25 protein-coding genes and 1 tRNA gene are annotated in these 24,137 nt (G+C 65.6%); 8 read left to right on the top strand and 18 right to left on the bottom strand.

The features are described 5' to 3' along the window. Nucleotides 1–83 precede the first annotated feature (83 nt). From ABIR17_RS01720 to ABIR17_RS01730, 3 genes are all read right to left on the bottom strand, one after another. On the bottom strand, nucleotides 84–656 hold the full coding sequence (locus ABIR17_RS01720; protein WP_348002631.1) for a hypothetical protein: 573 nt from the start codon (nucleotides 654–656) through the stop codon (nucleotides 84–86). A 77-nt stretch (nucleotides 657–733) separates the two neighbouring features. Next, on the bottom strand, nucleotides 734–1,942 hold the full coding sequence (chrA, locus tag ABIR17_RS01725; RefSeq protein ID WP_348002701.1) for a chromate efflux transporter: 1,209 nt from the start codon (nucleotides 1,940–1,942) through the stop codon (nucleotides 734–736). Between the two features lie 44 nt (nucleotides 1,943–1,986). Beyond that, entirely contained in the window at nucleotides 1,987–3,033 is a 1,047-nt protein-coding gene (locus tag ABIR17_RS01730; protein ID WP_348002632.1) for a hypothetical protein, read from the bottom strand. A gap of 47 nt (nucleotides 3,034–3,080) precedes the next feature. Between ABIR17_RS01730 and ABIR17_RS01735 the strand changes: the two genes are divergently transcribed. The 3 genes from ABIR17_RS01735 to ABIR17_RS01745 all read left to right on the top strand — a co-directional run bounded on the left by ABIR17_RS01735 (nucleotide 3,081) and on the right by ABIR17_RS01745 (nucleotide 4,386). Then, entirely contained in the window at nucleotides 3,081–3,419 is a 339-nt protein-coding gene (locus ABIR17_RS01735) for a hypothetical protein (protein WP_348002633.1), read from the top strand. 63 nt (nucleotides 3,420–3,482) lie between these two features. After that, nucleotides 3,483–4,118 carry a hypothetical protein gene (locus ABIR17_RS01740; RefSeq protein WP_348002634.1) on the top strand — a complete coding sequence of 212 codons (636 nt, stop codon included), beginning with the start codon at nucleotides 3,483–3,485 and terminating at the stop codon, nucleotides 4,116–4,118. A 31-nt stretch (nucleotides 4,119–4,149) separates the two neighbouring features. Further along, the gene (locus ABIR17_RS01745) at nucleotides 4,150–4,386 is read left to right on the top strand and encodes a hypothetical protein (protein WP_348002635.1); all 237 of its coding nucleotides are present in this window, start codon (nucleotides 4,150–4,152) and stop codon (nucleotides 4,384–4,386) included. A gap of 88 nt (nucleotides 4,387–4,474) precedes the next feature. Here the strand turns inward: ABIR17_RS01745 and ABIR17_RS01750 are convergent, their stop codons facing one another. The 4 genes from ABIR17_RS01750 to ABIR17_RS01765 all read right to left on the bottom strand — a co-directional run bounded on the left by ABIR17_RS01750 (nucleotide 4,475) and on the right by ABIR17_RS01765 (nucleotide 7,498). Continuing rightward, on the bottom strand, nucleotides 4,475–5,452 hold the full coding sequence (locus ABIR17_RS01750; protein ID WP_348002636.1) for a ribose-phosphate diphosphokinase: 978 nt from the start codon (nucleotides 5,450–5,452) through the stop codon (nucleotides 4,475–4,477). Between the two features lie 48 nt (nucleotides 5,453–5,500). Then, the gene (glmU, locus tag ABIR17_RS01755; RefSeq protein ID WP_348002637.1) at nucleotides 5,501–6,925 is read right to left on the bottom strand and encodes a bifunctional UDP-N-acetylglucosamine diphosphorylase/glucosamine-1-phosphate N-acetyltransferase GlmU; all 1,425 of its coding nucleotides are present in this window, start codon (nucleotides 6,923–6,925) and stop codon (nucleotides 5,501–5,503) included. Nucleotides 6,926–6,984: 59 nt separating this feature from the next. Next, a complete protein-coding gene (locus tag ABIR17_RS01760) occupies nucleotides 6,985–7,353 on the bottom strand; it encodes a hypothetical protein (RefSeq protein ID WP_348002638.1) in 369 nt (122 codons plus the stop codon). A gap of 73 nt (nucleotides 7,354–7,426) precedes the next feature. Then, nucleotides 7,427–7,498: transfer RNA gene (locus ABIR17_RS01765), tRNA-Gln, on the bottom strand. Between the two features lie 55 nt (nucleotides 7,499–7,553). Between ABIR17_RS01765 and ABIR17_RS01770 the strand changes: the two genes are divergently transcribed. Genes ABIR17_RS01770 through ABIR17_RS01780 form a run of 3 tightly spaced genes read left to right on the top strand, consistent with a single transcriptional unit; the run spans nucleotide 7,554 to nucleotide 10,849 of the window. Next, nucleotides 7,554–8,048, top strand: coding sequence for a MarR family transcriptional regulator (locus tag ABIR17_RS01770; protein ID WP_348002639.1), 495 nt, complete (start codon nucleotides 7,554–7,556; stop codon nucleotides 8,046–8,048). 31 nt (nucleotides 8,049–8,079) lie between these two features. Beyond that, nucleotides 8,080–8,841, top strand: a complete 762-nt coding sequence (locus ABIR17_RS01775; RefSeq protein WP_348002640.1) for a DUF2207 domain-containing protein — start codon at nucleotides 8,080–8,082, stop codon at nucleotides 8,839–8,841. Nucleotides 8,842–8,890: 49 nt separating this feature from the next. Beyond that, entirely contained in the window at nucleotides 8,891–10,849 is a 1,959-nt protein-coding gene (locus ABIR17_RS01780; protein ID WP_348002641.1) for a DUF2207 domain-containing protein, read from the top strand. Between the two features lie 21 nt (nucleotides 10,850–10,870). Here the strand turns inward: ABIR17_RS01780 and ABIR17_RS01785 are convergent, their stop codons facing one another. From ABIR17_RS01785 to ABIR17_RS01810, 6 genes are read right to left on the bottom strand one after another with little or no spacing between them, the layout of a single operon-like run. Further along, nucleotides 10,871–12,682, bottom strand: a complete 1,812-nt coding sequence (locus ABIR17_RS01785) for an ABC-F family ATP-binding cassette domain-containing protein (protein ID WP_348002642.1) — start codon at nucleotides 12,680–12,682, stop codon at nucleotides 10,871–10,873. Nucleotides 12,683–12,736: 54 nt separating this feature from the next. After that, nucleotides 12,737–13,846, bottom strand: coding sequence for an ABC transporter permease (locus ABIR17_RS01790; protein WP_348002643.1), 1,110 nt, complete (start codon nucleotides 13,844–13,846; stop codon nucleotides 12,737–12,739). Further along, nucleotides 13,846–14,487, bottom strand: a complete 642-nt coding sequence (locus ABIR17_RS01795) for an ATP-binding cassette domain-containing protein (RefSeq protein WP_348002644.1) — start codon at nucleotides 14,485–14,487, stop codon at nucleotides 13,846–13,848. The genes ABIR17_RS01790 and ABIR17_RS01795 overlap by 1 nt, the downstream gene beginning before the upstream one ends. Before the next feature lie 3 nt (nucleotides 14,488–14,490). Beyond that, entirely contained in the window at nucleotides 14,491–15,579 is a 1,089-nt protein-coding gene (locus tag ABIR17_RS01800; protein WP_348002645.1) for a peptidoglycan-binding domain-containing protein, read from the bottom strand. Further along, nucleotides 15,576–16,133 (bottom strand): hypothetical protein, encoded by a 558-nt coding sequence (locus ABIR17_RS01805; RefSeq protein WP_348002646.1) that lies wholly within the window; start codon nucleotides 16,131–16,133, stop codon nucleotides 15,576–15,578. The genes ABIR17_RS01800 and ABIR17_RS01805 overlap by 4 nt, the downstream gene beginning before the upstream one ends. Next, on the bottom strand, nucleotides 16,115–16,444 hold the full coding sequence (locus ABIR17_RS01810) for a hypothetical protein (RefSeq protein ID WP_348002647.1): 330 nt from the start codon (nucleotides 16,442–16,444) through the stop codon (nucleotides 16,115–16,117). The genes ABIR17_RS01805 and ABIR17_RS01810 overlap by 19 nt, the downstream gene beginning before the upstream one ends. 144 nt (nucleotides 16,445–16,588) lie before the next feature. Here ABIR17_RS01810 and ABIR17_RS01815 point away from each other — a divergent pair, with 144 nt between their 5' ends. After that, the gene (locus ABIR17_RS01815) at nucleotides 16,589–17,182 is read left to right on the top strand and encodes a molybdenum cofactor biosysynthesis protein (RefSeq protein ID WP_348002648.1); all 594 of its coding nucleotides are present in this window, start codon (nucleotides 16,589–16,591) and stop codon (nucleotides 17,180–17,182) included. Between the two features lie 7 nt (nucleotides 17,183–17,189). Here ABIR17_RS01815 and ABIR17_RS01820 read toward each other — a convergent pair whose 3' ends face one another. From ABIR17_RS01820 to rsmI, 5 genes are read right to left on the bottom strand one after another with little or no spacing between them, the layout of a single operon-like run. Further along, nucleotides 17,190–18,125, bottom strand: a complete 936-nt coding sequence (locus ABIR17_RS01820) for a 4-(cytidine 5'-diphospho)-2-C-methyl-D-erythritol kinase (RefSeq protein ID WP_348002649.1) — start codon at nucleotides 18,123–18,125, stop codon at nucleotides 17,190–17,192. 9 nt (nucleotides 18,126–18,134) lie between these two features. Next, nucleotides 18,135–18,956 (bottom strand): 16S rRNA (adenine(1518)-N(6)/adenine(1519)-N(6))-dimethyltransferase RsmA, encoded by an 822-nt coding sequence (gene rsmA / locus ABIR17_RS01825; RefSeq protein WP_348002650.1) that lies wholly within the window; start codon nucleotides 18,954–18,956, stop codon nucleotides 18,135–18,137. Beyond that, nucleotides 18,956–19,867 (bottom strand): TatD family hydrolase, encoded by a 912-nt coding sequence (locus ABIR17_RS01830; RefSeq protein ID WP_348002651.1) that lies wholly within the window; start codon nucleotides 19,865–19,867, stop codon nucleotides 18,956–18,958. The genes rsmA and ABIR17_RS01830 overlap by 1 nt, the downstream gene beginning before the upstream one ends. After that, entirely contained in the window at nucleotides 19,864–21,438 is a 1,575-nt protein-coding gene (gene metG, locus ABIR17_RS01835; protein ID WP_348002652.1) for a methionine--tRNA ligase, read from the bottom strand. The genes ABIR17_RS01830 and metG overlap by 4 nt, the downstream gene beginning before the upstream one ends. A gap of 31 nt (nucleotides 21,439–21,469) precedes the next feature. Then, complete coding sequence (gene rsmI, locus ABIR17_RS01840; RefSeq protein ID WP_348002653.1) at nucleotides 21,470–22,315, bottom strand: 16S rRNA (cytidine(1402)-2'-O)-methyltransferase; 846 nt, start codon at nucleotides 22,313–22,315, stop codon at nucleotides 21,470–21,472. Nucleotides 22,316–22,460: 145 nt separating this feature from the next. Between rsmI and ABIR17_RS01845 the strand changes: the two genes are divergently transcribed. Continuing rightward, nucleotides 22,461–24,053 (top strand): phospholipid carrier-dependent glycosyltransferase, encoded by a 1,593-nt coding sequence (locus ABIR17_RS01845; protein ID WP_348002654.1) that lies wholly within the window; start codon nucleotides 22,461–22,463, stop codon nucleotides 24,051–24,053. The last annotated feature ends 84 nt before the right edge of the window (nucleotides 24,054–24,137 follow it).

The following is a 24,137-nucleotide window of genomic DNA, read 5'->3' on the forward strand; positions in this document are numbered from 1 at the left end:
GGATCGGATCCTCGAGTCGATCGGGGTAGGGGTCCCCGCTCCTTCGGCTCAAGGTTCCGATCCGGGATCCGCGACCTGAGGTGCTAGCCCTGACGGTGCCAGGTCGTCAGGATCGGGCTGTCCTCGGGCTTCATCGTCATCGTGTCGCCGGAACAGGTCACGGCCGTCGGCACGTTGTGAGCCGAGCTCTGCGGGAGGTTTGATGTGCTGGTTGAACTGTGGCCGTCGATAACCGTCGTGCTGGAGATCTGGTAGTTCGCGGTGTCGAAATTCGCATACGCCATGACATCGTCGGGACCGATTGTCCAGTCGGCCGTCAGACGACCCGAGTGATTCTGCACGATCTGGACGGTCGGACCGGAGCTCGGTGCAACGTCGAACGTGAACTCGAGGTTGTCGTCGTAGGAGAGGTGGGTGGCCGCGATCGTCGCCTTCTCCGTCCCCGTTCCGGTCGCGGAGGCGGTACCCAAGGAACTCAGGGCGTCGACCATCTGATTCGCGATGTCTTGTGGGTCAGATGCCCAGTCGCCGACCATGCAGGACGCGGTATCGACGGCTGCCGCTGTCGAGCCGCCGACTCCGCCTCCGCCGCACCCGGCCAGCAGCAGGATCGCTCCCGGGACGACGATGAAGGTGAAGGGCATCCTGGCGGTCATGCGGGCTCCTCGGTCAGTTCGGATTTTGCGAACTCGTTAACACGACGCGCGAGGGGTCCCGACGGGTTGACCGATCGTCAGAACAGTCCGATGAGGATGCCGCCCGCGGCCCCGACCAGAACGACGATCCACGGCGGGACGCGCCAGGCAACGAGCAGTGTGAAGCAGATCACCGCGAGCAGAAACTGGGGTGCCCCGGTCACGGCGCTCGTGAACACCGGGTCGTAGAGCGCGGCCGCGAGGATGCCGACCACGGCCGCGTTCGCGCCCCGCATCCCGGCCTGGGCCAGCGGGCGGGTGCGCAGCGAGTTCCAGAACGGGAGCACCCCGATCAGGATGAGGAAGCCGGGCAAGAAGATTGCGACCAGTGCAATTGAGGCACCCAGGATGCCGTTAGGCCCCGGTTCGAGAATCGCGCCGAGGTAAGCCGAGAAGCTGAACAGCGGGCCGGGCACCGCCTGCGCCGCGCCGTAGCCCGCGAGAAAGTCGCCCCGGCTGACCCACCCCGGATCGACGACCTGAGTCTCCAGCAGGGGAAGCACGACATGACCGCCGCCGAAGACGAGTGCCCCCGACCGGTAGAACGCATCGAAGACAGCGACCGCCGGCGCTCGAACCGTGGCCGCGAGGATCGGCAGGCCGACCAGCAACAGCCCGAAGAGGCTCAACGCCACCACGCCTGCCGTCTTCGAAACGGGGAACCGCACCGAACTCACGGCGTCGGGAATCACGGCGCGACAGAAAATCACCCCCGCGATCGCTCCGAGCACGATCGCCCCGACCTGTCCGAACACGCCGCCCACCAATACGACGAGTGCGACGGCAACGACGGCGATCGCGGCGCGCTGGCGATCCGGGATGAGGGTGCGCGCCATCCCGAGAACGGCCTGTGCAACGACGGCGACCGCCACGACCTTGAGACCGGCGAGAACCCCGGCGCCGATCGGCCCGGCGACCCAGGCTGCACCGAAGGCGAACGCGACCAGCAAAATCGCCGACGGCAGAGTGAATGCGAGGAAAGCCAGGATCGCGCCGAGCGGCCCAGCGCGCAGCAGCCCCATAGCGAACCCGACCTGACTGGAGGCCGGCCCCGGGAGGAACTGACTCAACGCGACAAGGTCGCCGTAGCCCTTCTCGTCGATCCACCTGCGCTTCTCGACCAGTTCGGCGCGGAAGTACCCGAGGTGAGCGATTGGACCGCCGAACGAGGTGAACCCGAGCTTCAGAAAGGTCGCCGCAACCTCGCCCGCAGTGCCTCGCGGCGCAGCGGGGAGTTCGGTCGACATCTCGGTCACGCGGGCATCGTACCGAGGCGACGTGAACGCGGTGCTTAGCGACCGCCCGCCACCAGAGGCAGTACCAGGAACAGGGCGACGAAAGCGAACGGTGCGATAAACGCGGCGATCACCGCCCAGGAGCGGCCTCCGCGCAACGTCGATCCGGCGGCAGCGACGACGTCGAGCGAACGGTTGCCGACGCGAGCGTCGCTGTAGTGCTCGGCTTGCTCGCGGAAGTCTCGCGCGACCTCGACGAGGTGGAAGGCGCGCTCGTAGTCGCTCGCGTCGGAGAGGGCGAACGGCCGGCTGAGGGTGAACAGCAGCCAGTCACCGTCGGTCTCGGCAGTCCACCCGGCGCCCCCGTCGATCATTGCGGCCATGACGTCAGGAGTCATGATTTGGAGGGCGTCGCGCTCGTACCCGGTCGGACAATAGAGCGTGAAATGGCGATCCCATTCGCCCTCGAGCGACAGCACCTGGGTTGTGTCCGCGACCCTAATCGAGCCCCCCGGCGCACGGGACTGAAGCAGGATCGCAGGCAAGGTGCGCGGCAGGCGCACCGCCACGTAGCCGATCACATAATCGGCGATGCCCCGATTTCCTCCGCCGTAGTCAGCGCGCCAATGGAAGTCACCGAGCTCAAACGCGGCCGGAACCGTGGGATCGAAATCTGCAGGGCGAAGCCGACACCGCACGCGCCGATCAAGGATCTTCATACTGGGGGTCGGTTCGATGATGGAGACCGGAATGTCGGTCGATTCTGCTTCGAGGCGAAGCCCGTTCGCGGCGGCGAACGCTGGCAGGCGGGGAGGCATCACAACGCTGCTGACCCCGTACCGGCGGCGGCGGTAGAGCGCCCGAATGATCGCGCCGGCGATGAGCGCAATCGCCATCAGACCGAGAATCAGGTAAATGGTCGCCGTCACCGGGCGGCCCGCCTTGGACCACGAGACCGCCTCCCACATCCCGATCCCTAGCGCGAAAGCCCCCAGCACACCGATCAGAACGTTCGCAACGTAGCTGGCGAATGACCCTGGGGGCATCCGCAAAAAGGTGCGCTCATCGGGGCGAGGCGGGGCGGTCAGCGCGCTGAAGTCCATTCCCCCATCTTCGCGTGAATGCCATTGGGGTGGTTCGATAGGTCGTGATGACCGACGACACTGACCACGACCATCCCGAGCTGCGTGACTACGTTCCCAGCGAGGGGAAGCCGTTGCGCCATCCCATGACCCTCCGAGTGATGCGGATCGTCATCGTGCTCGGGGTATTCGGGCTCATCGCACCGACCGTTTACACGACGATCGGGTTGCAGGTGCACACCGCCAATTCGGTCTGTTCACGCATCGTGACGGGCTCAAATGTCGGCGCCGTTCCGGTCGCACGATTCGAACTGATGGGGGCCGTCGGGCCGTCGTGGTACTGCTACGCGCGTACCTTCGACGGCCACGAAGTGCTCGTGCGCTCCCTGGGACTGATCCCCGGCTGATCGCCACCACGCCGGAGACGCGCCCAGGTTGAGCCCGAAAACCTGTGTTACCGTCCCCTCGCAATGTTCTCTGTCTCACCGTTCCACAGCCGCCGCGCCCTTGGGGCGACGGTAGGTGCGTTCATCCTGGTCACCGGTATCGCGATGGCGCCGCTCGCCGCACCCCCTTCGCTCGCCGATGCACGCGCCAGCTACGCCGCCGCTCACGCTCAGGAATTCGTGGTCGCCAAGAGCGTTACCTCCGCCAATTCGACGCCCGTCGATCGGGACGACTTTTCGGCCACCGCGGGACCTGCGACCCTCATCGCGAGCGGAACCAACTACGACTGGGCCAAGCTCGTGCTCTTGTACGCAGGCTGGCCGGCTTCCGACAACAACGTCACCGTTTTGACCCGCTGGATGCGTCAAGAGAACGGCGCGGACAGTTGGTGGACGCGCAACAATCCCCTCAACATCGGGATGGGCGGCTTCGCGTCGTATTCGAGTCTTGATGAGTCGGCACACATCGTCGCGAAGGCGCTCAGCACCAGTGCCGGCTACCGTGCGATTGCCGCAGGCTTCGCCACCAGCGCCGACCCGGCCACGACGGAGTACGCGATTTGGGCCTCACCGTGGGCCGGCGGACACTATGCCTGGGGCGGACACTGGCACTACTCGCCGGTCGACGTCGTCACGGCACCCGCATCCTCCTGGCCGTAGCACGTCGCGGCGCCCCTCGTACAATGGGGAAATGCCTGACTACGCTTTCGGCGGCCCCGACGACATCGACCGAGCCATCGCCTACCTCGTCGCACTTGACGATCAGCAGCGCAACGCGCTCGCCGTGATCGAGATCGACGAAGCGATCGATGAAGCGCAGGCCGAGTTCGAAAAGTCGAGCGCCGACCCGTCCTACGTGCCGACCGACGATTTCATCGTGCGGCTCAGCGGGTATCTCGAGCGCGCGGACGACGCAGAACGCCCGTAAGGCTCGGCCGGCGGTTGTCGGCCTAAGCCGCCCCGTCGAACATCGACGACTCTGCCTATGCGGCCCCGTCGAACATCGACGACTCTGCTTAAGCCGCCCCGTCGAACATCGACGTGACGGACCCGTCGTCGAATACTTCGTGGATGGCGCGCGCGATCAGCGGTGCGATCGGCAACACGGTGAGGCGGTCCCAGTACTTTTCCGGCGGGATCGGCAGGCTGTCGGTCACGACCACGGAGTCGATGAATTCGCTCTGCAAAATTTCGGTGGCGGGCGCCGAGAACACAGCGTGCGTCGCCGCGACGACGACACCCAGCGCCCCGGCGTTCTTCAGCGCCTCGGCCGCCCTGACGATCGTGCGCCCGGTGTCGATCAGGTCATCAACGATCAGGCAGATGCGACCGTCGACCGGCCCGATGATCTCGTGAACGCTGACCTGATTGGGGACCAGCGGATCACGGCGTTTGTGGATGATCGCCAGCGGCGCACCGAGCTTGTCGCTCCAGATGTCGGCGACCCGTACCCGACCCATGTCGGGCGAGACCACGGTGAGGTTCGCGGGGTCGAGTTTCGTCTTGAAATGCTCGAGCAGCACCGGCATCGCGAAAAGGTGATCAACCGGGCCGTCGAAGAATCCCTGAATCTGCGCGGCGTGCAGATCCACGCTCATGATCCGGTGCGCGCCCGCAGCCTTGAAGAGGTCGGCGACGAGTCGGGCTGAAATCGGCTCCCGGCCGCGACCCTTCTTGTCTTGCCGCGCGTAGGGGTAGAAGGGGGCGACGACCGTGATGCGCTTCGCGCTCGCGCGTTTGGCCGCGTCGATCATGATGAGCTGCTCCATGAGCCACTCGTTGATTGGCGCACAGTGCGACTGGATGATGAAGACATCCGAACCGCGGATGCTGTCGCCGTAGCGCGCGTAGATCTCACCGTTAGCAAACGTGCGGTTCTCGGTCGGGACGAGCTCGGAATCCAGCTCTCGGGCGATCTCTTCGGCGAGCCGGGGATGAGCCCGACCGCTCACGAGCACGAGGCGCTTCTCGCCACTGATCTTGATGGCCGACACTCGTGCCTCTCGCGACTTCGGTGCTGTCTGGAAGCCCCAGTTTAGCTGCTACTCCTGGGCATCCGAGGCAGCCTGCGCCGAGTGGGTTCCGGCCCGGTTGCGCTCGGTCCACCCCTCGGTGATGCGCTGCTGCGCGACGCTCACCGCGAGCGCTCCGGCGGGAACGTTTTTGCGCACGACGGTGCCGGCGCCGATCTTCGCGCCGTCTCCAATCGTGACCGGCGCGACGAACGAATTGTGCACACCCGTGTGCACGTGAGCGCCGATCGTGGTCGGGTGTTTGGCCACGTCGTCGTAGTTCGCGGTGATACCGCCTGCTCCGATGTTGGTGCCCTCGCCGATTGTGACGTCGCCCATATACGACAGGTGCGGAACCTTCGCCCCGGCACCGATCTTCGCGTTCTTGGTTTCGACGTAGGTGCCGATCTTGCCGCCGTCACCCAGTTCGGTACCGGGCCGAAGGTAAGCGAACGGGCCGACGGATGCCTTCGCGCCGATCACCGCGAGCGTCGCGTCGGTGCGGCTGATGACGGCATCCCGACCCACCTCGCAGTCACGCAGCGTCGTGTCGGGTCCGATGCGAGCGCCCGAAGCCACCGTCGTCGAGCCCGCAATGTGCGTACCGGGCAGCAGCTCGACATCCTCAGCGAGGGTCGCGCGCAGGTCGATCCAGGTGGTCGCGGGGTCATGAACGGTCACTCCGGCGAGCTGCCAGCCGCGCACGATCATGGCGTTGAGCCGGGCTGCGGCGCGAGCCAACTGCACCCGGTCGTTGATGCCTTCAACGAGCCAGGCGTCTGCGGCGGCGACGGCCTCGACCACATCGCCGGCGTCGTGCAGGAGCCCGACGACGTCGGTGAGGTAGCGCTCGCCCTGATCGTTGCCGCTGCCCAAGCGGGGCAGCTGGGCACGAAGCGGCCCGACGGAGAAGACGTAAGTGCCGGAGTTGATTTCGACGATCCCGCGCTCGTCGTCGTTCGCATCGCGGTGTTCGACGATTCGCAGCATGGCCCCGGATGCGTCCCGCACGACGCGACCGTACCCGGTGGCGTCGTCGACAATGGCCGAGAGCAGGGTCGCCGCGGCGCTCGCCCGTCGATGAGCCTCCACGAGATTGGTGAGAGTGTCGGCGTCGAGAAGTGGCACGTCACCCGACACGACGACCACATCGCCCTCGAATCCGGCAGGCAGGGCGGCAATCGCAACTTCGACCGCGCGTCCGGTGCCGGGAATCTCGTCCTGGTCGACGACGATCGCTTCGGGCAGGTACTCGAAGACGGCGGCGGCCACGACATCCCGATCGTGCCGTACGACGGTGAGCACGTGGGCGGCGGCCAGTTCCCGCGCGGTGGCGAGCACATGACCGATCAGCGGGATGCCGGCCAGCTCATGCAACACCTTGGGACGGGATGACTTCATCCGGGTGCCCTGCCCTGCGGCGAGAACGATGATGGCGAGCCGGGAATCGGTCATGCGCCCATTCTCCCCTCTCGCCGTCGAACCCGGTGCCCCCGAAGGAGTTCTCGCGTGACCTAGTGAAGAACCATGAGGATCGGCAAGAACGGGATAATCAACAGGGAGAAAAAGGCAATAAACGCGAACCGTCGGTCGGCCTTCTTGAACGCGGGCGAGCGGTTCCGCCCGAACTCGCCGTGGGTCGCGAGGTTGGCTAGCCCTTCGACGGTAGCCACCCAAAACAGCCACGACGCGGTCAAGGTCAAGATCGGCAACGCAATGGCGAGGGCGAGCGTCGCGCCGAGTCCCGCCGAGATCGTCAGCCTTCCGGTACCCAGCATGACCGCCAAGAAGATATCGACGCTCAGGAGGGCGACGAAGCCGAGGGTGGTCACGATCGCGTAGGCGATCGTCCAGAACGGCTTGCGCCGCCACAGGCGGTACATGCTCAGGTCAAGGGGATCGCTAGGGGGCGCGAGGGAATCGTGAGGGGGCACTTCGCTATAGGGGTTCGACACGCTCCGCCCCCAGGATTCGAACCTGGTCCTAACGGCTCCAAAGGCCGTCGTGCTGCCGTTACACCAAGGCGGATAAGCCCCGAAGGGCGCGGTCTAGTTTGACAGAGAGGGCGCGCGATAATGGACGGATGACCGCATCCGACGAGGTCGACCGCATCGTCGACGCGTGGTCGCGGGAACGTCCTGACATCGACTTCGCCCCGCTCCAGGTGCTTTCCCGTGTGGGGCGACTCGCTCGTCACGTTGACCGATCGCGACGAATGGCGTTCGCGGCATCCGATTTGGAAGTGTGGGAGTTCGACGTTTTGGCGGCGCTACGTCGCGCAGGGGCGCCGTACCAGTTGAGCCCCAAAGCGCTGCTGCAGCAGACTCTGGTCTCAAGCGGCACCATGACCAATCGGATCGACCGCCTCGTCGAACGGCGGCTCGTCGAACGGCGCACTGACCCGCACGACGGCCGCGGCGTGCTCGTCGTCATGACGGCTCGGGGTCGCGAACAGGTGGATGCCGCCATCAGCGGTCTCGTCGCAGAAGAGGCGGAACTGCTGGGCGGTCTGTCGCGCGTCGACCAGGATCGGCTCAGCTCACTGCTGCGGAAGTTGAGTCTCGACTTCGACGACTGACCCGATGCCGGTCATAGGGGAGACTCTAGGCATGAGCCATCCTCGTCGTCTTCGTCTCCTGCCTGCGTTCCTGGCCCTCGTCGGGTTGTCTCTGGCCGGGTGTGCACCGCTCCCCACCCCCGCCGCGTCGCCGATCGCCACCGGGACCCAGACCGCGACCGAGACCGGCGCGCCGATTCCCAACGTGCAAGATTTCCAGTTCACCTCCTTCAACGCGAACTACCAGTTGAGCCGTGACGCCGCCGGTCGCTCGGTACTGCTGACCACCGAACGTCTCGTCGCCAAGTTTCCCGAATACGACCAAAATCGCGGGATCAAACGTGACCTTCCGACGGTGTTCAACGGGCACCCCACTGACCTCGAAATCGTCGCCGTGACGGATGCCCGCGGGCGGCCCATCGCGTACGACTCAACCCCGGGCTCGGACGCTCTCTCGGTGGTCATCGCCGTGCCGGCCGGCCAATACGTCCACGGCGAGCAGACCTACGTCATCGTCTACCAGCAGCACTCGGTAATCGGCGACTTCGGCGACGGTCAGAAACTGACGTGGGACGTTAACGGCACCCAGTGGGGGCAACCCTTTGGGGTCGTGAGCGCCCGAATCGAGGTCGATGCCGAGCTGGCGGGGAACCTCATCGATGGGGCAACCTGCTCGTATGGGCTGACCGGGTCGACCCATCAATGCGACGTCCAAAGCGCCAAGGGCGTGTTCTCGATGGCTGCCAAAGACCTGGGGCCCGGCGCCTCGCTGACCTTCGCCATCCCGTTCATGGCGGGCACCTTCTCCGAGTGAGGCGCGGCGGGCATCGACGGTGAACCCGGCGGGCCGGTACGCTCGCGACGTGCGCGCTCCGAAAATCACCCGTGCCCTCGCTGTCCTCGCGGGAGTGTTCGCCCTCTCAGCCCTCGGGGCGGCTCCCGCCCTCGCCGACGAGGCTCCCTCGGCATCCGGTGCATCGGGCGCCTCCTCTGTCGCCAGCTGCGCGTCGTCGCCGACAGCGAGTCAGTTCGAGTTCCAGTCGTTTGACGGAAAGTACGAACTCGGGCGCGATTCCGGCGGGCGCTCCACCCTCCACGCCACCGAGACCCTGGTCGCGACCTTCCCGGCAACCAATCAGAACCGCGGCATTCGGCGCGACCTGGTCACCAGCTATGACGGGCACGACACGGGGCTCAAAGTGGTCGGGGTGACCGTCAATGGCACACCCGCGTCCTACGACTCGTCGAAGAGCACGGACAGCAACGACCAGGCCGTGCTGTCGCTCACCATCGCGCTGCCCTGCGGCCAGTACCAACATGGCGACACCACGTACGTCATCGAATACACGCAGCAGGATGTCACTCATAAGCCGAACAACCTCGACGCCGACGAGTTCTACTGGGACATCAATGGCGACGGCTGGGGTCAGCCGTTTGAGGAGGTCAGCGCGACCGTTGAGCTCGCGCCGGAGCTGAACGGCTCCCTCAACGCCGGTATCACGCCGAGCTGCTACCTCGGCCGCGCCGGGTCCACCGATCAGTGTTCGATCAGGGCCGACGGCTCGACGTTTAAAGCCACCGCCACGAATGTGCTGTCGTACCAGAACATGACCATCGCGATCGACTTCACGAAGGGCACCTTCGCCGGGCCGCCGTGGTGGGCGATCGTGCCGATCATCCCCCTGCTTCCGCTGTTCTTGACAGCCCTCCAGCTCATCGCCGCGATTCTCATTCGCGTCGTGTTTTGGCGCAACGCTGCGGGCCGCGGCATCGTGGTCGCGGAGTACACCCCGCCGGAGGGCGTGAGCGCCCTCATCGCGGCGAACCTCGTGGGCAGGGCGAGCAAGGGGATGGCTGCGTCGGTCGTCGACCTTGCTGTGCGCAAGAAGTTGAAGATCCTCGAGCATGACGCCGGCTGGAGCAAGGTCTTCGGCGTGCAGTACATCGACAACGCGGGGCTGGATCCCGACGAGCAACGTGTGATGGGCGCACTGTTCTCGGTCAACCCATTCTCAATGGGCAGTTTCTTGCCCGGGCTGCGCACCATTTTCCAGATGAGCGGACAGTCCGCTCAGCCGATGCCCACCTCTGACGGCGGCGGCGAGGTGCGCTGGCTCACCAAGGGCGACACCATCCTCGGGCAACAGGTCGTCGCCCTCACCAAGGCGGTCGCGCGTGAGGTCGAGGCGGGTGGCCTGCGACGCAAGCCGTCTCCGTGGCCGATCACGCTCGTCGTCCTGATGGGCGTGCTGGCCGGCATCATCGCACTGGGCTCGACCATCTTCGGCGGTGACAGCGGGACGTCGGTTGCGCTCGGCGTCGTCTCACTTAACGTCATCCCGTGGGTCACGATTATCTGCGCGGGTCTGCTCGGCGGTCGGCGTCCCCTGACCCCGAAAGGTGCCGAACTTAAGGAGCACCTCGACGGGCTCAAGGAGTACATCCGACTCGCCGAGGCCGATCGGTTGCAGATGTTGCAGAGCGTCTCGGGTGCCGACCGGATCACCACGAGCGACGGTAATCAGATCGTCAAGATCTACGAGCGACTGCTGCCCTACGCCGTACTGTTCGGGCTTGAGAAGCAGTGGGCCGTCGAGATCGCCAAGTACTACGACACGACTCCTCCCGACTGGTACTCGGGCACCAGCGGCTTCCAGGCCGGGGCGTTCGCGGCCGGAATCGGTTCACTCTCTTCGAGCGTCTCGACGTCGTTCTCGGGGTCATCCTCCGGGTCGGGGTCGGGTTCGTCGTCGAGTGGTGGCGGCGGCGGTGGTGGCTCGTCAGGTGGCGGCGGTGGCGGTGGTGGCGGCGGCGGCGTCTAGTCCGCGGCTTCTCGCACCACTTCAGGGTCGCTCGAGCAGCGCCCCGAGTTCGAGCCAGCGCTCTTCGAGAGCTGAGGCATCCGATTCGAGCGCCGCGATCGCCTGCTGTGCCGCGCCCAGCGCGACGTAGTCACTCGCGTCCATCAGGGCGAGCGCTTCCCGTTGAAGATGGATGGCGCTGGTCGCTTTCTCGAGTCGACGAGCGATGGATGCCCATTCCTTCTCGAAATTCCGACGATCCGCGCCGCTCAACCCCGCTGGCCGAGCAGCCCGCGAAACGGACGTCTCGGAACCCCCTCGAGCACGGTTCTTGCGGATCTCCAGGTACTCGTCGACCCCGCGCGGGAGGTGCCGGAATGCACCGTCGAAAATCGCGTACTGCTGATCGGTGACCCGCTCGAGCAGGTACCGGTCGTGCGAGACGACGAGCAGCGTGCCCGGCCAGGTGTCGAGCAGGTCTTCCATCGCGGCGAGCATGTCGGTGTCGAGGTCGTTGGTGGGCTCATCGAGGATGAGCACGTTCGGCTCCTGAAGCAGGATGAGCAGCAGTTGCAGGCGACGCTTCTGGCCACCGCTGAGGTCTTTGACCGGGGTGGAAAGTTGCGCGCTCGTGAAGCCGAGTCGCTCGAGCAACTGGCCGGGGGTGAGTTCGACTCCACCCGACACGTACGAGGACTTCTGCTGGGCGACGACCGCGCTGACCCGGTCATTCATGACATCATCTAGTCCGACGAGCCGCTGGTCGAGTACCGCGATCTTGACGGTCTTGCCGCGCTTCACCCGCCCTGTCGTGGGATGCACGGTGCCGGCCACCAGCCCGAGCAACGTCGACTTGCCGGCGCCGTTCACTCCGATGACGCCGGTACGCTCCCCCGGCGCGATGAGCCAGGTCACGTCGTCGAGCACAGTCTTGTCCCCAGCAGAACCATCGGCTTTCCCTGCGGGAAACGAAACCGAGACGCCTTCGAGGTCGACGACATCCTTGCCGAGGCGCGTCGTCGCGAGTTGCGAGAGCGACACCTTGTCGCGCACGGGCGGTTCGTTCTCGATCAGCTGGTTCGCGGCCTCGATGCGGAACTTCGGCTTCGTCGAGCGCGCCGGGGCTCCGCGCCGCAACCAGGCCAGCTCTTTGCGCATCAGGTTCTGGCGCTTCGACTCGCTCGCCGCCGACATCCGGTCGCGTTCGACACGTTGCAGGATGTAGGCCGCATAGCCACCCTCGAAGGGTTCCAGGATGGTGTCGTGCACCTCCCAGGTCGTCGTGCACACCTCGTCGAGGAACCACCGATCGTGGGTGACGACCACGAGGGCACCCTTGCCTGTCGGCCACCGCCGCTTGAGGTGTTCGGCGAGCCAGGCCACGCCCTCGACGTCGAGGTGGTTGGTGGGTTCGTCGAGAAAGACGACATCCCAATCGTGGGTGAGCAGTACGGCGAGAGCCACTCGACGCTGCTGGCCACCCGAAAGGTCGCCAACGCGGCCCTCCCACGGCACGTCGCTCAGCAGACCGGCGATCACCTCTCGGATGCGAGAGTCGCCTGCCCACTCGTGTTCCAAACGGTCACCGACGATCAGCTCCGCGACGATCGCATCGGAGGGAAGCGTGTCGCCCTGGTCGAGCATCCCGAGCGTGACCCCACCGCGGCGCGTGACGTTGCCGGTATCGGGCTTGAGGCGACCTTCGAGAAGCTTGAGCATCGTTGACTTGCCGTCGCCGTTACGCCCCACGACACCGATGCGGTCGCCCTCGTCGATGCCGATCGTGAGGGATGAGAACACGACGCGCGTCGGGAACTCCAGCCCAACGCCCTCCGCGCCGAGCAAGTGGACCATCTGTCGAGCGTAACCTTGCCGGACCAGCCCGCCCGTTCAAGTTGCACCGCGCGGTTAGGGCACGCGGAGGATGCGCACCGGATCCGCACGCGCCGCGCGGACTGCCGGGCCGATCGAACCTACGATGCTCGCCAAGACCATGAGTACCCCGACGCCCACCGTGAATCCCACTCCCGGGAGTTGGTGCGCGACGAAAGCGCTGATGATCAGACCTGCGATGGTTCCCGCTGTCGCGCCAACGAATCCACAGACTGCAGCGTTAGCGACAATCTGACCCACAATGGTGCTGCGGGTCGCGCCGAGAGCGCGCGCCCGACCGATGTCTTTCGCCATACTCGTGACACGACCGAACTGGACGGCGGCGATGAGAATCGCGACAGCAACCAAAAGACCACTCACTGTGAGTTGTGCGGTGCGTGCGAGATCTGCCGTGACATCGGCGCTGAGCTGCGCGAGTTCACTCGAAGTATCGATCCGGACCACGCCGGGATTGGTGGTGATGAGTGCATCCCGGACTGCGGCAGAGACCTGTGCGAGTTGAGTGACATCCGAGACGCTGACCCAGAGCGTGAGGAGTCGACCCGTCGAGGTTGCTGATTGCGCGACCAGGAAGTTTGAGTTCAAAGACGCGAGCGGCGTATCCGCAACGAAACTTCCGACGACGACAGACTGGCCGTTCCTGCCAGTAATGGGCCCGACTCCCTCCTCGAGACTCAGGGACTGCGTGAGACCCGGCCCCGCGATGGCAAGACCGTCGACCAGGCGCCGACTAGTGCTCGTGTGGATCGGGGGCGGCAACTCTCCGTACAGTGCGCGGGCCGGCTGAGTGGTGCCGCCGGGGATGCCGGTGTTGTGGACGTCGGTCGCAGGGCCGACACCGACCGCCCACTCGACTCCGCTGATCGACGAAACGATGGCGACGGACTCGGGAGAGAGACCCGCCTGACCTTGAGGGTCTGTCACGGTGATGAGACGACCTTCTGGAGAGTTAATCCGCTCAAGGGCGCTTTGCTGGCCGGCGACAGCGATTCCCGTCGTGGCGAAGACAGCAACGGTGCCGGCCAACACGATTGTCGCCGCGATGACAGTAGGCGTGAGGGGACGCCGGAACCGATGCACGGCGTCAGCCAGGAAATAGGACGGGCGCGGATACCCGGAGTTCATCAGACAAGCCTCAGATGGTTGTCCGACTTGCGCGCCCGCTTCGCGTCATGAGTCGCGACGATCACAGTCGCGCCAGCGTCTGCAGCCTCGCGCATCGCGGCCCAGACGGTGTCCGCGGATTCGACATCCAAGTTGCCGGTGGGTTCGTCGGCGAAGATGACATCCGGGGATTTCACGAGCGCACGACAGAGGGCGACTCGCTGAGCCTGTCCGCCAGACAACTCGCCGGGGAGATGATCCGCGCGTTCCTCAAGTCCGAAACGATCGAGCAACTCGCGACCCCGCGGTCGAGCGAGGTCGGGGTCCATACCCGCGAGCCACGCTGCCTCCATGACGTTCTGGAGCGCAGTGCGCGACAGATCGAGCACAGCGTCTTGGAAGACGAATCCTGCATGGCGTGCTCGAAGTCGGGCGCGGTCAGCATCGCGCAGCCCGTGCACGTCGTCGTTTCCCCATCGCACGACTCCGGTGTCAGGTGTGAGCATGAGGGCGGTGAGGTAAAGAACGGTCGACTTGCCCGAACCGGATGGTCCGGTGACTGCGGTCAGGGTGCCCGGCTCGAATGCGTGGGTCAGCGGACCTACCACCGGATCAGCGCTGAGACGGTACCGGTGTTCGAGTCCCTCGACTGCGATGCGCACGGCTCAGCCTGCCGCCGATGCGACGAGCACGATCCGGTCGCCGACATCGACGCCCTTCACAATGCTCTTGCCATCGCTGGAGGCAAGCACGGCGACGGGGACGCGCGTGCCGTCGGCGAGAGTCACCATCGTCGACCCCGACGCGTCTGTCGAAATCGCAGCGGTTGGAATCTGCGCACCCGTCGTCTCAGGTACAAGGATGAGGCGGCCGGCAAGTACGGCCTTCCCGCCGAGAGTGACCGCGGTCGCACAGTCGACAGCGCAGATGGACGCAGCGCCCTCCACGGGGCCGAGGATTGCGATCGTTGTGCCCGTGTCATCCGTCGCTGAGCCCAGACGGTTGACTTGTGCGTTCCACGTCGCGCCGTCGACGTCGATCGACACCTGCATTCCCGTGGTGATCTGACTCACAGCCTCGGGCAGCACGGGAAAGCTGAACTCCGGATCCGCCGTCGCCCCCACCAGCACCGAGTCACCGGGCGCAACGGACATGCCGACTCGCACGTCCGGCGCGGGAGCGAGGATCGCAGGGAGCGTGGGGATGAACACGACTCGACCTAAGGGCACGGTGCCGGTCTTCGCCACCCCGAGAGCTGCCGACCATCGATTGACGGCGGACGCAGTGACCGGGCCGTAATGACCGTCGGCTGTCCCGGCGAGGTATCCGCTCGCGATGAGAAAGCTCTGAAGCTGTTCTACGTCTGCCCCGCTCATCCCCGTGGCCATGTCTCGGAATGCTGGCACCGCACCCTCGATCGCAACCGCGGGGTTGAGATCGACCGTGTAAACGACCGCGCCAACTTCGATCGTGCTGCCGGACGGCACCACATCGATCGAGGTGAGCGTTCCACCCAACCCATTCACCCCCGCTGGCGCGGCAAGCCAGGAGACATTAATGCCGTACGACTGCTCAACCGAGACGCTCCCCGATACCACTTCGACGGTCGTCGGGGTCGGCCGTGGAGCGGCAACCTGCGGGGGCTGGGTTGCCTCGACCGCGGCCCACCCGCCTACGATCAGCGCGATCACCACGCTGGCGACCCAGAGAGCAACGACAACCGGACGACGGCGCCAGAATGAGGCCTCGTTCACAGAGTGGAACCGAGCTTCTCCGCGTCCCGTGGTTCTGGTTGAGGGCACAGGTTGTCAGCTTCCTGAACGTCGCGCCCCGCAGAGTAGACATCCATCAAAGGGTTCCAGGAAGAGCCATCGTAGTTCTCGACCCAGTCGTCGCGCGACGGCGGACCGCTAATCGTGTATCCATGCTCCCGCAGGCAGTCGGCTTGCTTCAGATACAACTCGTACAAGCCCTTCATGAACGCGTCCGTAGGCGCGGGAACATCCGGCGGGTCCCCCACGGTGTCGAGGCACCCCGCATCGAGACCTTCCCGCGTCTCACGGCCGGGTACGATCGAGTTCTGAATGGTGCCCTGCGGGCCCAGCTGGGCGTCGACCCCGTATCCGCGGACGCACGAGATGTAGGAGTTCGCCCAATCTGCGTACAGGGCGTCGTATTGCTCATAAGACGTCGAAGTCGGCGCGGGAGCCTCGTGAACGCCCGTGCAGCTCGTCAGCAGCGTGGCGCCAATCAGGACCAGTGCCTGGAGCAGCCATTTGCGCCGACGAATCAGCCGCCGGGTGAGCATCCCGGGCTGGCAGTCGTGTAGTTACCGTTCGTCACGTTGCGCCAGTTCCCTCCGCCCGAACCTGCGTTCTGCGTGTCGTAGATCCAGCGGTAGACACTTGAGGTGGGGTTCCATTGGGGACTCGTGCTCCAATCGCCCGGTGCCCACGAGTTGCCCGACCCGAGCTGATAGACCGACAGTTTGCCGAACTGGCCGCCGCAGGAGTACGAATGCACCCCGCTGTCAGTGGCAGCTTGGGCCGCGCCCGCCAACCCCAACACCGCCGCGAACGTCAAACATACGGCGGCAGCTGCCACAGTCTTTTTTTTCATCACATTCCCCCTGCGGAATAGGTGAACGAAAATCAATGACTACTTTGACAGAAGCATGCCACAGCGCGTCGGGTCCAGCAACGCCCTCCGCACCCGATCCCATTGCTTGCACCCGACGCGGACGACGAGCGTAACGTTGCGCGGGTGACCGATTTGCCGTTCGAGCTCGACGTGGAGATCGTGGCGCTCCTCGCCTCGCCGGCGCATCGCTACGAGGGACGCCCGTCCGACGGCCCGGCTCCTGAGACCGACGGCGACCAGCGCGACCACCTCGAGTTCGTCGGCGGACTCGGCATCGTGGGTGACCGGTACTTCAACCAGCACGCCCACCGCGCGTCGAGCGTCAGCATCCAGGCGATCGAATCGCTGGAGAAAGTCTCGATCGAACTCGATGTGGCGATGCCGGGTCTCGCGCAGACGCGGCGCAACGTGCTGCTGCGCGGGGTCGACATCGACGCCCTCGCACAGGTCGAGTTCAGCCTCGACAGCGGGGATGGCGCGGTGCTGTTCACCGACGCCCGCCCGTGCAATCCGTGTGCGTGGATGAATGTCACCGTCGGCGAGGGAGCCCATCGCGCGTTCCGCCGCCGCGGCGGGCTGCGCACCGGGCCGGTCAACGACGGCATCCTCCGTGTCGGCCCCGCCATCCTGCGCGCTGCTGTGCCGATCGCAACACTCGGCTATTTGCCCAACTTGGGGCTCTCAGCCCGCCCCGAGACCCCCAAGTCGGGCAAATAGCCCGGAGTCAGTCGGGGATGAGGCGGGCCCCGTGCACAGGACCGGTCGCCCGCACGACGTTGAATCGCGCCGCCGAGAGGGCGACCTGTAATTCGAGCGCTGTGTCGAGGTCGGCTGCGAGGAACGCCACCGTCGGCCCCGACCCCGAGATGATCCCCGCAAGGGCACCGTTGCGTTCCCCGGTTTCGATCACGTTGGCGAGCGACGGCTCAAGGTGCAGTGCCGGCGCCTGAAGGTCGTTGTGCATGGCCGCGGCGAGCATCCTGGGGTCTCCCGCGCGCAAGGCTTGCAGCACATCGGCATCCACGCTGGGTGCCGGGTTAGCCGGAGACATCTCGCTCGCGTGCCGCTCCCGGTGCCGGTCGAGTTCGCCGTAGACGGTCTGGGTGGAGAGACCGAAATCGGCGAGCGCGAGTACCCACTGGAACGTTCCCTGGGCGAGCGCGGGCGAGAGTTCATCCCCTCGGCCGGTTCCGATTGCGGTGCCACCGGTGAAGGCGAACGGCACGTCGGCCCCGAGTTGCCGGGCGAGGTCGAGCATTTCGTCGCGGGGCAGGTCGGTGCCCCACAGCGCGTCGCAGGCGAGCAGGGTCGCCGCGGCATCCGCCGATCCGCCGCCCATCCCGCCGGTGACCGGTACGTGTTTGTCGATCTCGATCTGCACGCCTCCGGCGTATCCCGTGTGGAAGGCCAGAAGTCGAGCCGCCTTGATGGCGATGTTGGTGTCGTCGAGCGGCACCCGGCCGAGTTCGACCGACCCCGACACCGAGATCGTGAAGTCGTCGGATTCGCTGACCCGCACGTCTTCGTAGAGCGCGACAGCTTGGTAGGCGATCGCGACGTCGTGGTACCCGTCGTCTTGCAGAGCGCCAACAGACAGGAAGACGTTGATTTTGCCCGGAGCCCGCACGCGAACGGTGCGCGGCTCCTCCCGGCGGATCATTCCTCCACCCTAGCTACGGGCGATGGCCAGAAAATCCGCGACCCCGAGCTGCTCGCCGCGCAGGGTCGGGTCGACTCCGGCGGCCTCGAGGCGGGTAGTCGCAGCGGCAGAACCGCCGAACTGGTCGGCGAGCGCCTGGCGCAGCATTTTGCGGCGCTGTCCGAAGGCTCCGTCGATGATCGCGAAGGTGCGGATGCGTTCCGCTTCGGTTCCGGGCAGCTCACCGCGTTCGAACGAGATCAGGATCGAGTCGACGTTCGGCACCGGCCAGAAGACCTGTCGGCTCACCGAACCGGCCGACGACCACTTTCCGTACCAGGCGGCCTTCGCGCTCGGAGAGCCGTAGACCTTCGACCCCGGTGCGGCGGCAAGCCGTTGGCCTACCTCGGCTTGCACCATGACCAGGGCGGTCTCGAGCGACGGCACGGTCGACAGCAAGTGCAGCAACACCGGAACGGAGATGTTGTACGGCAGGTTCGCGACCAGGCGGCGGGGCGCGCCCGGCACCTCGACCCGGAGGGCGTCGGCGGTCAGAACGGTCAGGTCGGATGCCGGGGCCAGCTCGGCAACGGTGCGCGGCAGCAGGGCGGCGAGTCGGGCGTCGATCTCAATCGCGGTGACGCGGGCTCCGGCTTCGAGCAGGCCGAGGGTGAGCGAGCCGAGACCCGGACCGACCTCGAGTACCTCATCCCCCGGCTCGATGCGCGCGGCCTTCACGATCTTGCGAACCGTATTGCCGTCGACGACGAAGTTCTGACCCAGTCGCTTCGTCGGTTGCAGGTCGAGGGCCGCGGCAAGGTCACGGATCTCCGCCGCGCCCAGGAGCGCCACTAGCGCGCGTCCGACGGGGTGTCGACCGGGTGGGCATCCCAGTGCCCGTAGACCAACTCGGTGTTCGACGAAATCTGGGCGGCCAGCATCGAGGCGTCGGTGCCGAGATGGTCGGCCATGAATCGCAGGGTGTGCGGCAGGAGGTAGGAGGAGTTGGGCCGCCCGCGCCACGGCGCCGGGGTGAGGAAGGGGGCATCCGTTTCGATCAAAATGCGCGACCGCGGGATGGCTTCGAGAGCCTCCCGGAGGTTCGGCGCGTTCTTGAAGGTGACAACTCCGGCAAACGACAGGTACCAGCCGGCGTCGGCGACCAGTCGCGCGAACTCGGCATCGCCCGAGAAGCAGTGGAACACCGTACGTTCCGGAGCCCCGACCCGGTTCAGCACCTCGACGATCTCGCGGTGCGCGTCGCGGTCGTGAATCTGCAGGGCCAGGTCGTGCTCCTTGGCGATCGCGATGTGCGCCTCGAACGAGCGCACCTGGGCATCGCGCCCGTCTTCGCCGGTGTGAAAGAAGTCGAGCCCGGTCTCGCCGATCGCGCGCACCCGAGGCCTCGCGGCGAGTTCGGCGATGCCGGCGATGTGCTCGTCAAGCTCACCCGAGCGGTCGAGTTCGGGCGCATGATCAGGATGGATGGCGACCGCCGCCAGCACGCGCGGCTCGTGCGCCGCGATCTCGGCACTCCAACGCGAGGTCTCGAGGTCGGTACCGACCTGCACAACGCCGCGCACCCCGACGGTCGATGCTCGGTCGAGCTGTTCGTGCCAATCCAGCGGGTTGTCACCGTCGGCGAACTCGAGGTGCGTGTGGTTGTCGTAGACCCCGACCGTCAGCGCTTCGGGCAGCGGCGGGTAGTCGGCGACTTTGTCGTCGGGTCCGCGCGACCGGGATCGCAGAAACGGCTCGGTCACGCGCTGTTCGGCTCCAGCTCGATGCGCGGAAACAGCGGCTCAAGCGTCGAGACGGTCCCACCGCCCGGACGATCCCAGGCGCGGTCGACCCGCACGTCGGTTACAGCGCCACCCTCACCGAGGGCCGCCCACAGGGTCGCCGTCGCCTTCGGCATCACCGGCGAAAACAGCACCGCCAACGTGCCGATCCCGTGCACGAGAGTCGCGAGCACGGTGTCGAGGCGGGATGCCTGTGCGGAATCTTTCGCGAGCACCCATGGCTGGTTCACGGTGACATAGAGGTTGAGAGCATCCACCAGCGTCGCGATCGAAGAAATCGCGTCATGGATGGCGAGCTTCCCGATCGAGGCGTGGGCGGCATCCGTCACCGTCTTCTCCAACTCGGTGATCGCCGGATCGAGCGGCGCGTCCGGTACCCGACCATCCCGATATTTCTGGACCATCGCGATCACGCGAGAACCCAAATTGCCGAAGCCGTTCGCCAACTCCGCCTGGTACCGAGCGCTCAGATCTTCCCAAGAAAAAGATCCGTCTTGCCCGAAGGTGATCGCCGACAGGAAGTAGTAGCGAAACGCGTCGGATCCGAAGACATCGGTGATCTGCTCGGGCGCGATGCCGGTCAGCTTCGACTTCGACATCTTCTCGCCGCCGACCAGCAGCCAGCCGTGTCCAAAGACGCGGGCCGGCACAGGAAGTCCTGCAGCCATCAGCATCGCCGGCCAGATGACGGCGTGGAAGCGCGCGATGTCTTTGCCGACGATGTGCACGGCGGGCCAACGCCGCCGGAAGGCGTCGTTGTCCGAGCCCCAGCCGATCGCGGTCACGTAGTTAAGCAGCGCATCGAACCAGACGTAGACGACATGCGACGGATCCCACGGCACCTTGATGCCCCAGTCGAAACTCGACCGCGAGATCGACAGGTCTTCAAGTCCCTGCTTCACGAACTGGATGATCTCGTTGCGCACGCTCTCGGGCTGCACGAAGTCGGGCTGCTCCTCGTAGAGGTTGAGCAGCGCCTGCCCGAAGTCACTCATGCGGAAGAAGTAGTTCTTCTCGGCGAGGATCTCGACCGGACGAGAATGGATCTTGCAGACGTACTGCCCGGCGAACTCGCCGTCGGTCGGAATCTCGAGATCGTCGAGCTGCTTGTACTCCTCGCAGCCGACGCAGTAGTACCCCTCGTAGACGCCCTCGTAAATGTGGCCGTCGTCGTAGAGCTGCTGCAGGAACTTCGCGACCGCAACCTCGTGCCGCTCATCGGTGGTGCGGATGAAGTCGTCGTTGGCGATGTCGACCGTCTTCAGCAACGGCTTCCACGCCTCTTCGACGAGTTTGTCCGCCCACTCCTTGGGGCCGACCCCGTTCGCGGCGGCGGTGCGCTCAATCTTCTGACCGTGTTCGTCGGTGCCCGTCAACAGCCAGGTGTCCTCACCGGACTGCCGGTGCCAACGCGCGAGAGTATCCACCGCGACCTCCGTGTACGCGTGCCCGATATGCGGGACGTCGTTGACATAGAAAATCGGGGTGGTTATGTAGAAGCTCTTGTTGGTGCTCTCGGCCTGGTCAGACATCGTGATCGAGCCTAGCTTTCGGAATCCTGTGTTACTCGGCAGCGCTCTTCGTCTTCAGCGCGCTTTTCGCTTTCAGAGCTGCTTCGTACAGATCGTTGGTCGAGAGCCCCGTTGCGTTGGCGACATCCCCAGCTGCTTCCTTGAGGCGGATGCCACCTGCAGCTAGAGAGAGAACGGTCGCGACGGCGGCGGGGAGATCTACGGTCGCGTCGCTTTCGGGTGCTCCGTCGACGACGATGACGATTTCACCCTTGGTTCCCTCTTTGTACCTCTCGGCGAGCTCTTCGAGGGTTCCTCGGGCGACCTCTTCGTAGAGTTTCGTGAGTTCTCGACAGACCGCCGCCTGACGGGTGGGCCCGAAGGCCGTTGCGAGGTCTTTCAGGGAATCGGCGAGCCGGTGCGGGGATTCAAAGAAGACCAGGGTGCGTGCCTCGGTGGCGAGCGGGCGAAGGGCGGCGATCCGCGCCTTGCGGGGCAGGAATCCCTCGAAGGCGAAACGGTCGGTCGGCAGGCCGCTGAGCGCGAGAGCGGTCAGCACGGCGCTCGGACCGGGGAGGGCTGTCACCGTCACCCCGGCGGCGATCGCGGCGAGCACCAGCGCGTAGCCGGGGTCGCTGACGGTGGGCATGCCGGCATCCGACAGCACCAGAATGTCGTCGGTGCGGGCCAGTTCGACCAGTTCGGCGGCCTTCTGGCGCTCGTTATGCTCGTGCAGCGCGACCAGCCGCGGCCGGTTCTCGATGCCAAGACCCCGCAACAAGTGAACGGTCACCCGGGTATCTTCGGCGGCGATCATCGACACCCGCTCGAGCGTTTCGACGAGGCGCCGGGACGCATCGCCGAGGTTGCCGATCGGCGTCGCCCCCAGGATGATCACTCCCCCATTGTCGCGGTTGCCTTTCCGTTTTCAGGAACCTGAGTTGCTCGTGTGACAGAAGTACAGCGGAAGGGTCGGGAATTGACTCCAGACCGGACTCCTGCACCAGGAATTCCTGAAAACGGAAAGGCACCAGAATATGGGTATGACCGTCGCCGGCTCCACCGCCGAGGCCGACTCCGCCACCCGGTACGAACTCCCGGGATCGCGACTCGATGACTGGTGGCAAGGGATGCTCGCCCGTCCGGGTGTGCGCACCGCGTGGATCTGGGGTGGTCCGGCACTCGTCCTCGGAGTGGCGGCGGCGACCCGACTGATCAACCTCGGGCATCCCGACAGCCTGGTCTTCGACGAGACGTACTACGTGAAGGACGCCTACTCGCTCTCGCAGCTCGGCTACGAAGGCAGTTGGCCGAAGGATGCCAACGCCGCGTTCAACTCGGGGATCGTCAGCAACTATCTGCCGAGCGCCTCATTCGTCGTGCATCCGCCGGTGGGCAAGTGGATCATCGCGGCGGGCATGGCTGTGTTCGGCGCGAACAACGCGTTCGGGTGGCGCATCAGCGTCGCGATCGTCGGCATCCTGTTGGTTGCCCTCACGATGGCGATCGCGCACGGCCTGTTCAAGCGACCGCTCCTGACCGTCATCGCGGGCGGGCTGCTCGCCATCGACGGCAACGCGATCGTGATGAGTCGGGTGTCGCTTCTCGACAACATGTTGGCGTTCTTCGCCCTGCTCGGTTTCGGCGCGATCCTGCTCGACCGGGAGTTCGCGAAACGCCGGCTCAACCGGTGGGTCGTTCGGCACGGCACCTCGGGATGGGGTCCGGCACTGTTCTGGCGGCCCTGGTTACTCGCCGCCGCCGTGGCCTTCGGGCTGGCTTCAGGCGTCAAGTGGAGCGGCTTCTATTTTCTCGCGATCCTCGGCATCTACGTGGTCGTCGGCGAACTGATCCTGCGCAAACAGGCCGGCATCGAGTTTTGGGCGACCGGCGCCTTGCTCAAGCAAGCGCCGGCGACGTTCCTGCTCCTCGTGCCTCTCGCCGCGGTGACCTACCTGCTGTCGTGGTGGAGCTGGTTTGCGGGCGACGGCGGCTACCACCGGCACTGGATCGAGAACGAGGGCGGCACCGCCTGGACCGGGCTGCTGTCGTGGGTGCCCTACGACTTCCAGAATTGGTGGCACTTCGAGGCCAACGTCTACAACTACAACATCAACGAGCACTCTTTCCACGCCTACCAGTCGAACCCGCTCACCTGGCTGTTTCTGGTGCGACCGACCAGCATGTACTGGTCAACGTCGGGCGGCAGCGTGCAGACCATCCTCGACCTCGCCAACCCGATCATCTGGTGGGCTTCGACGGCGGCCGCGTTCTTCCTGGTGGTGCGCGTGGTGCGCGGTCTGATGGCGCGCCGCAAAGTCTGGGTGGAGGCCGCCATCCTGAGCGGGCTGGCCGCCGGGTACCTCCCCTGGCTGCTCTATCTGAACCGCACAATCTTTACCTTTTACACGATCGCGTTTGAGCCCTACCTGATCCTGGCGCTCACCGCGGCAATCGGATTTCTGCTGGGCACCGCGGCGGATCCTGAATCCCGGCGCACGGTCAGCATCCGGGTGGTCGGGATCTTCCTGGCGGTGTGCGTGGTCGTGAGCGTCTTCTTTCTGCCGATCTGGACCGCGATGCCGATTCCCGACCTCTTTTTCCGGCTGCATCTCTGGCTGCCGACCTGGCTTTAGCCGTCACAACATGTAATTCAGCCGTAACACGCGACTAGTAGCATGTGTGCACCAGTGGGGGCCGGTTTGACTCGAAGAGGCCCA

It is taken from the genome of Pseudolysinimonas sp. (assembly GCF_039912695.1).
In the GTDB taxonomy this organism is placed as follows: Bacteria; Actinomycetota; Actinomycetes; order Actinomycetales; family Microbacteriaceae; genus Pseudolysinimonas_A.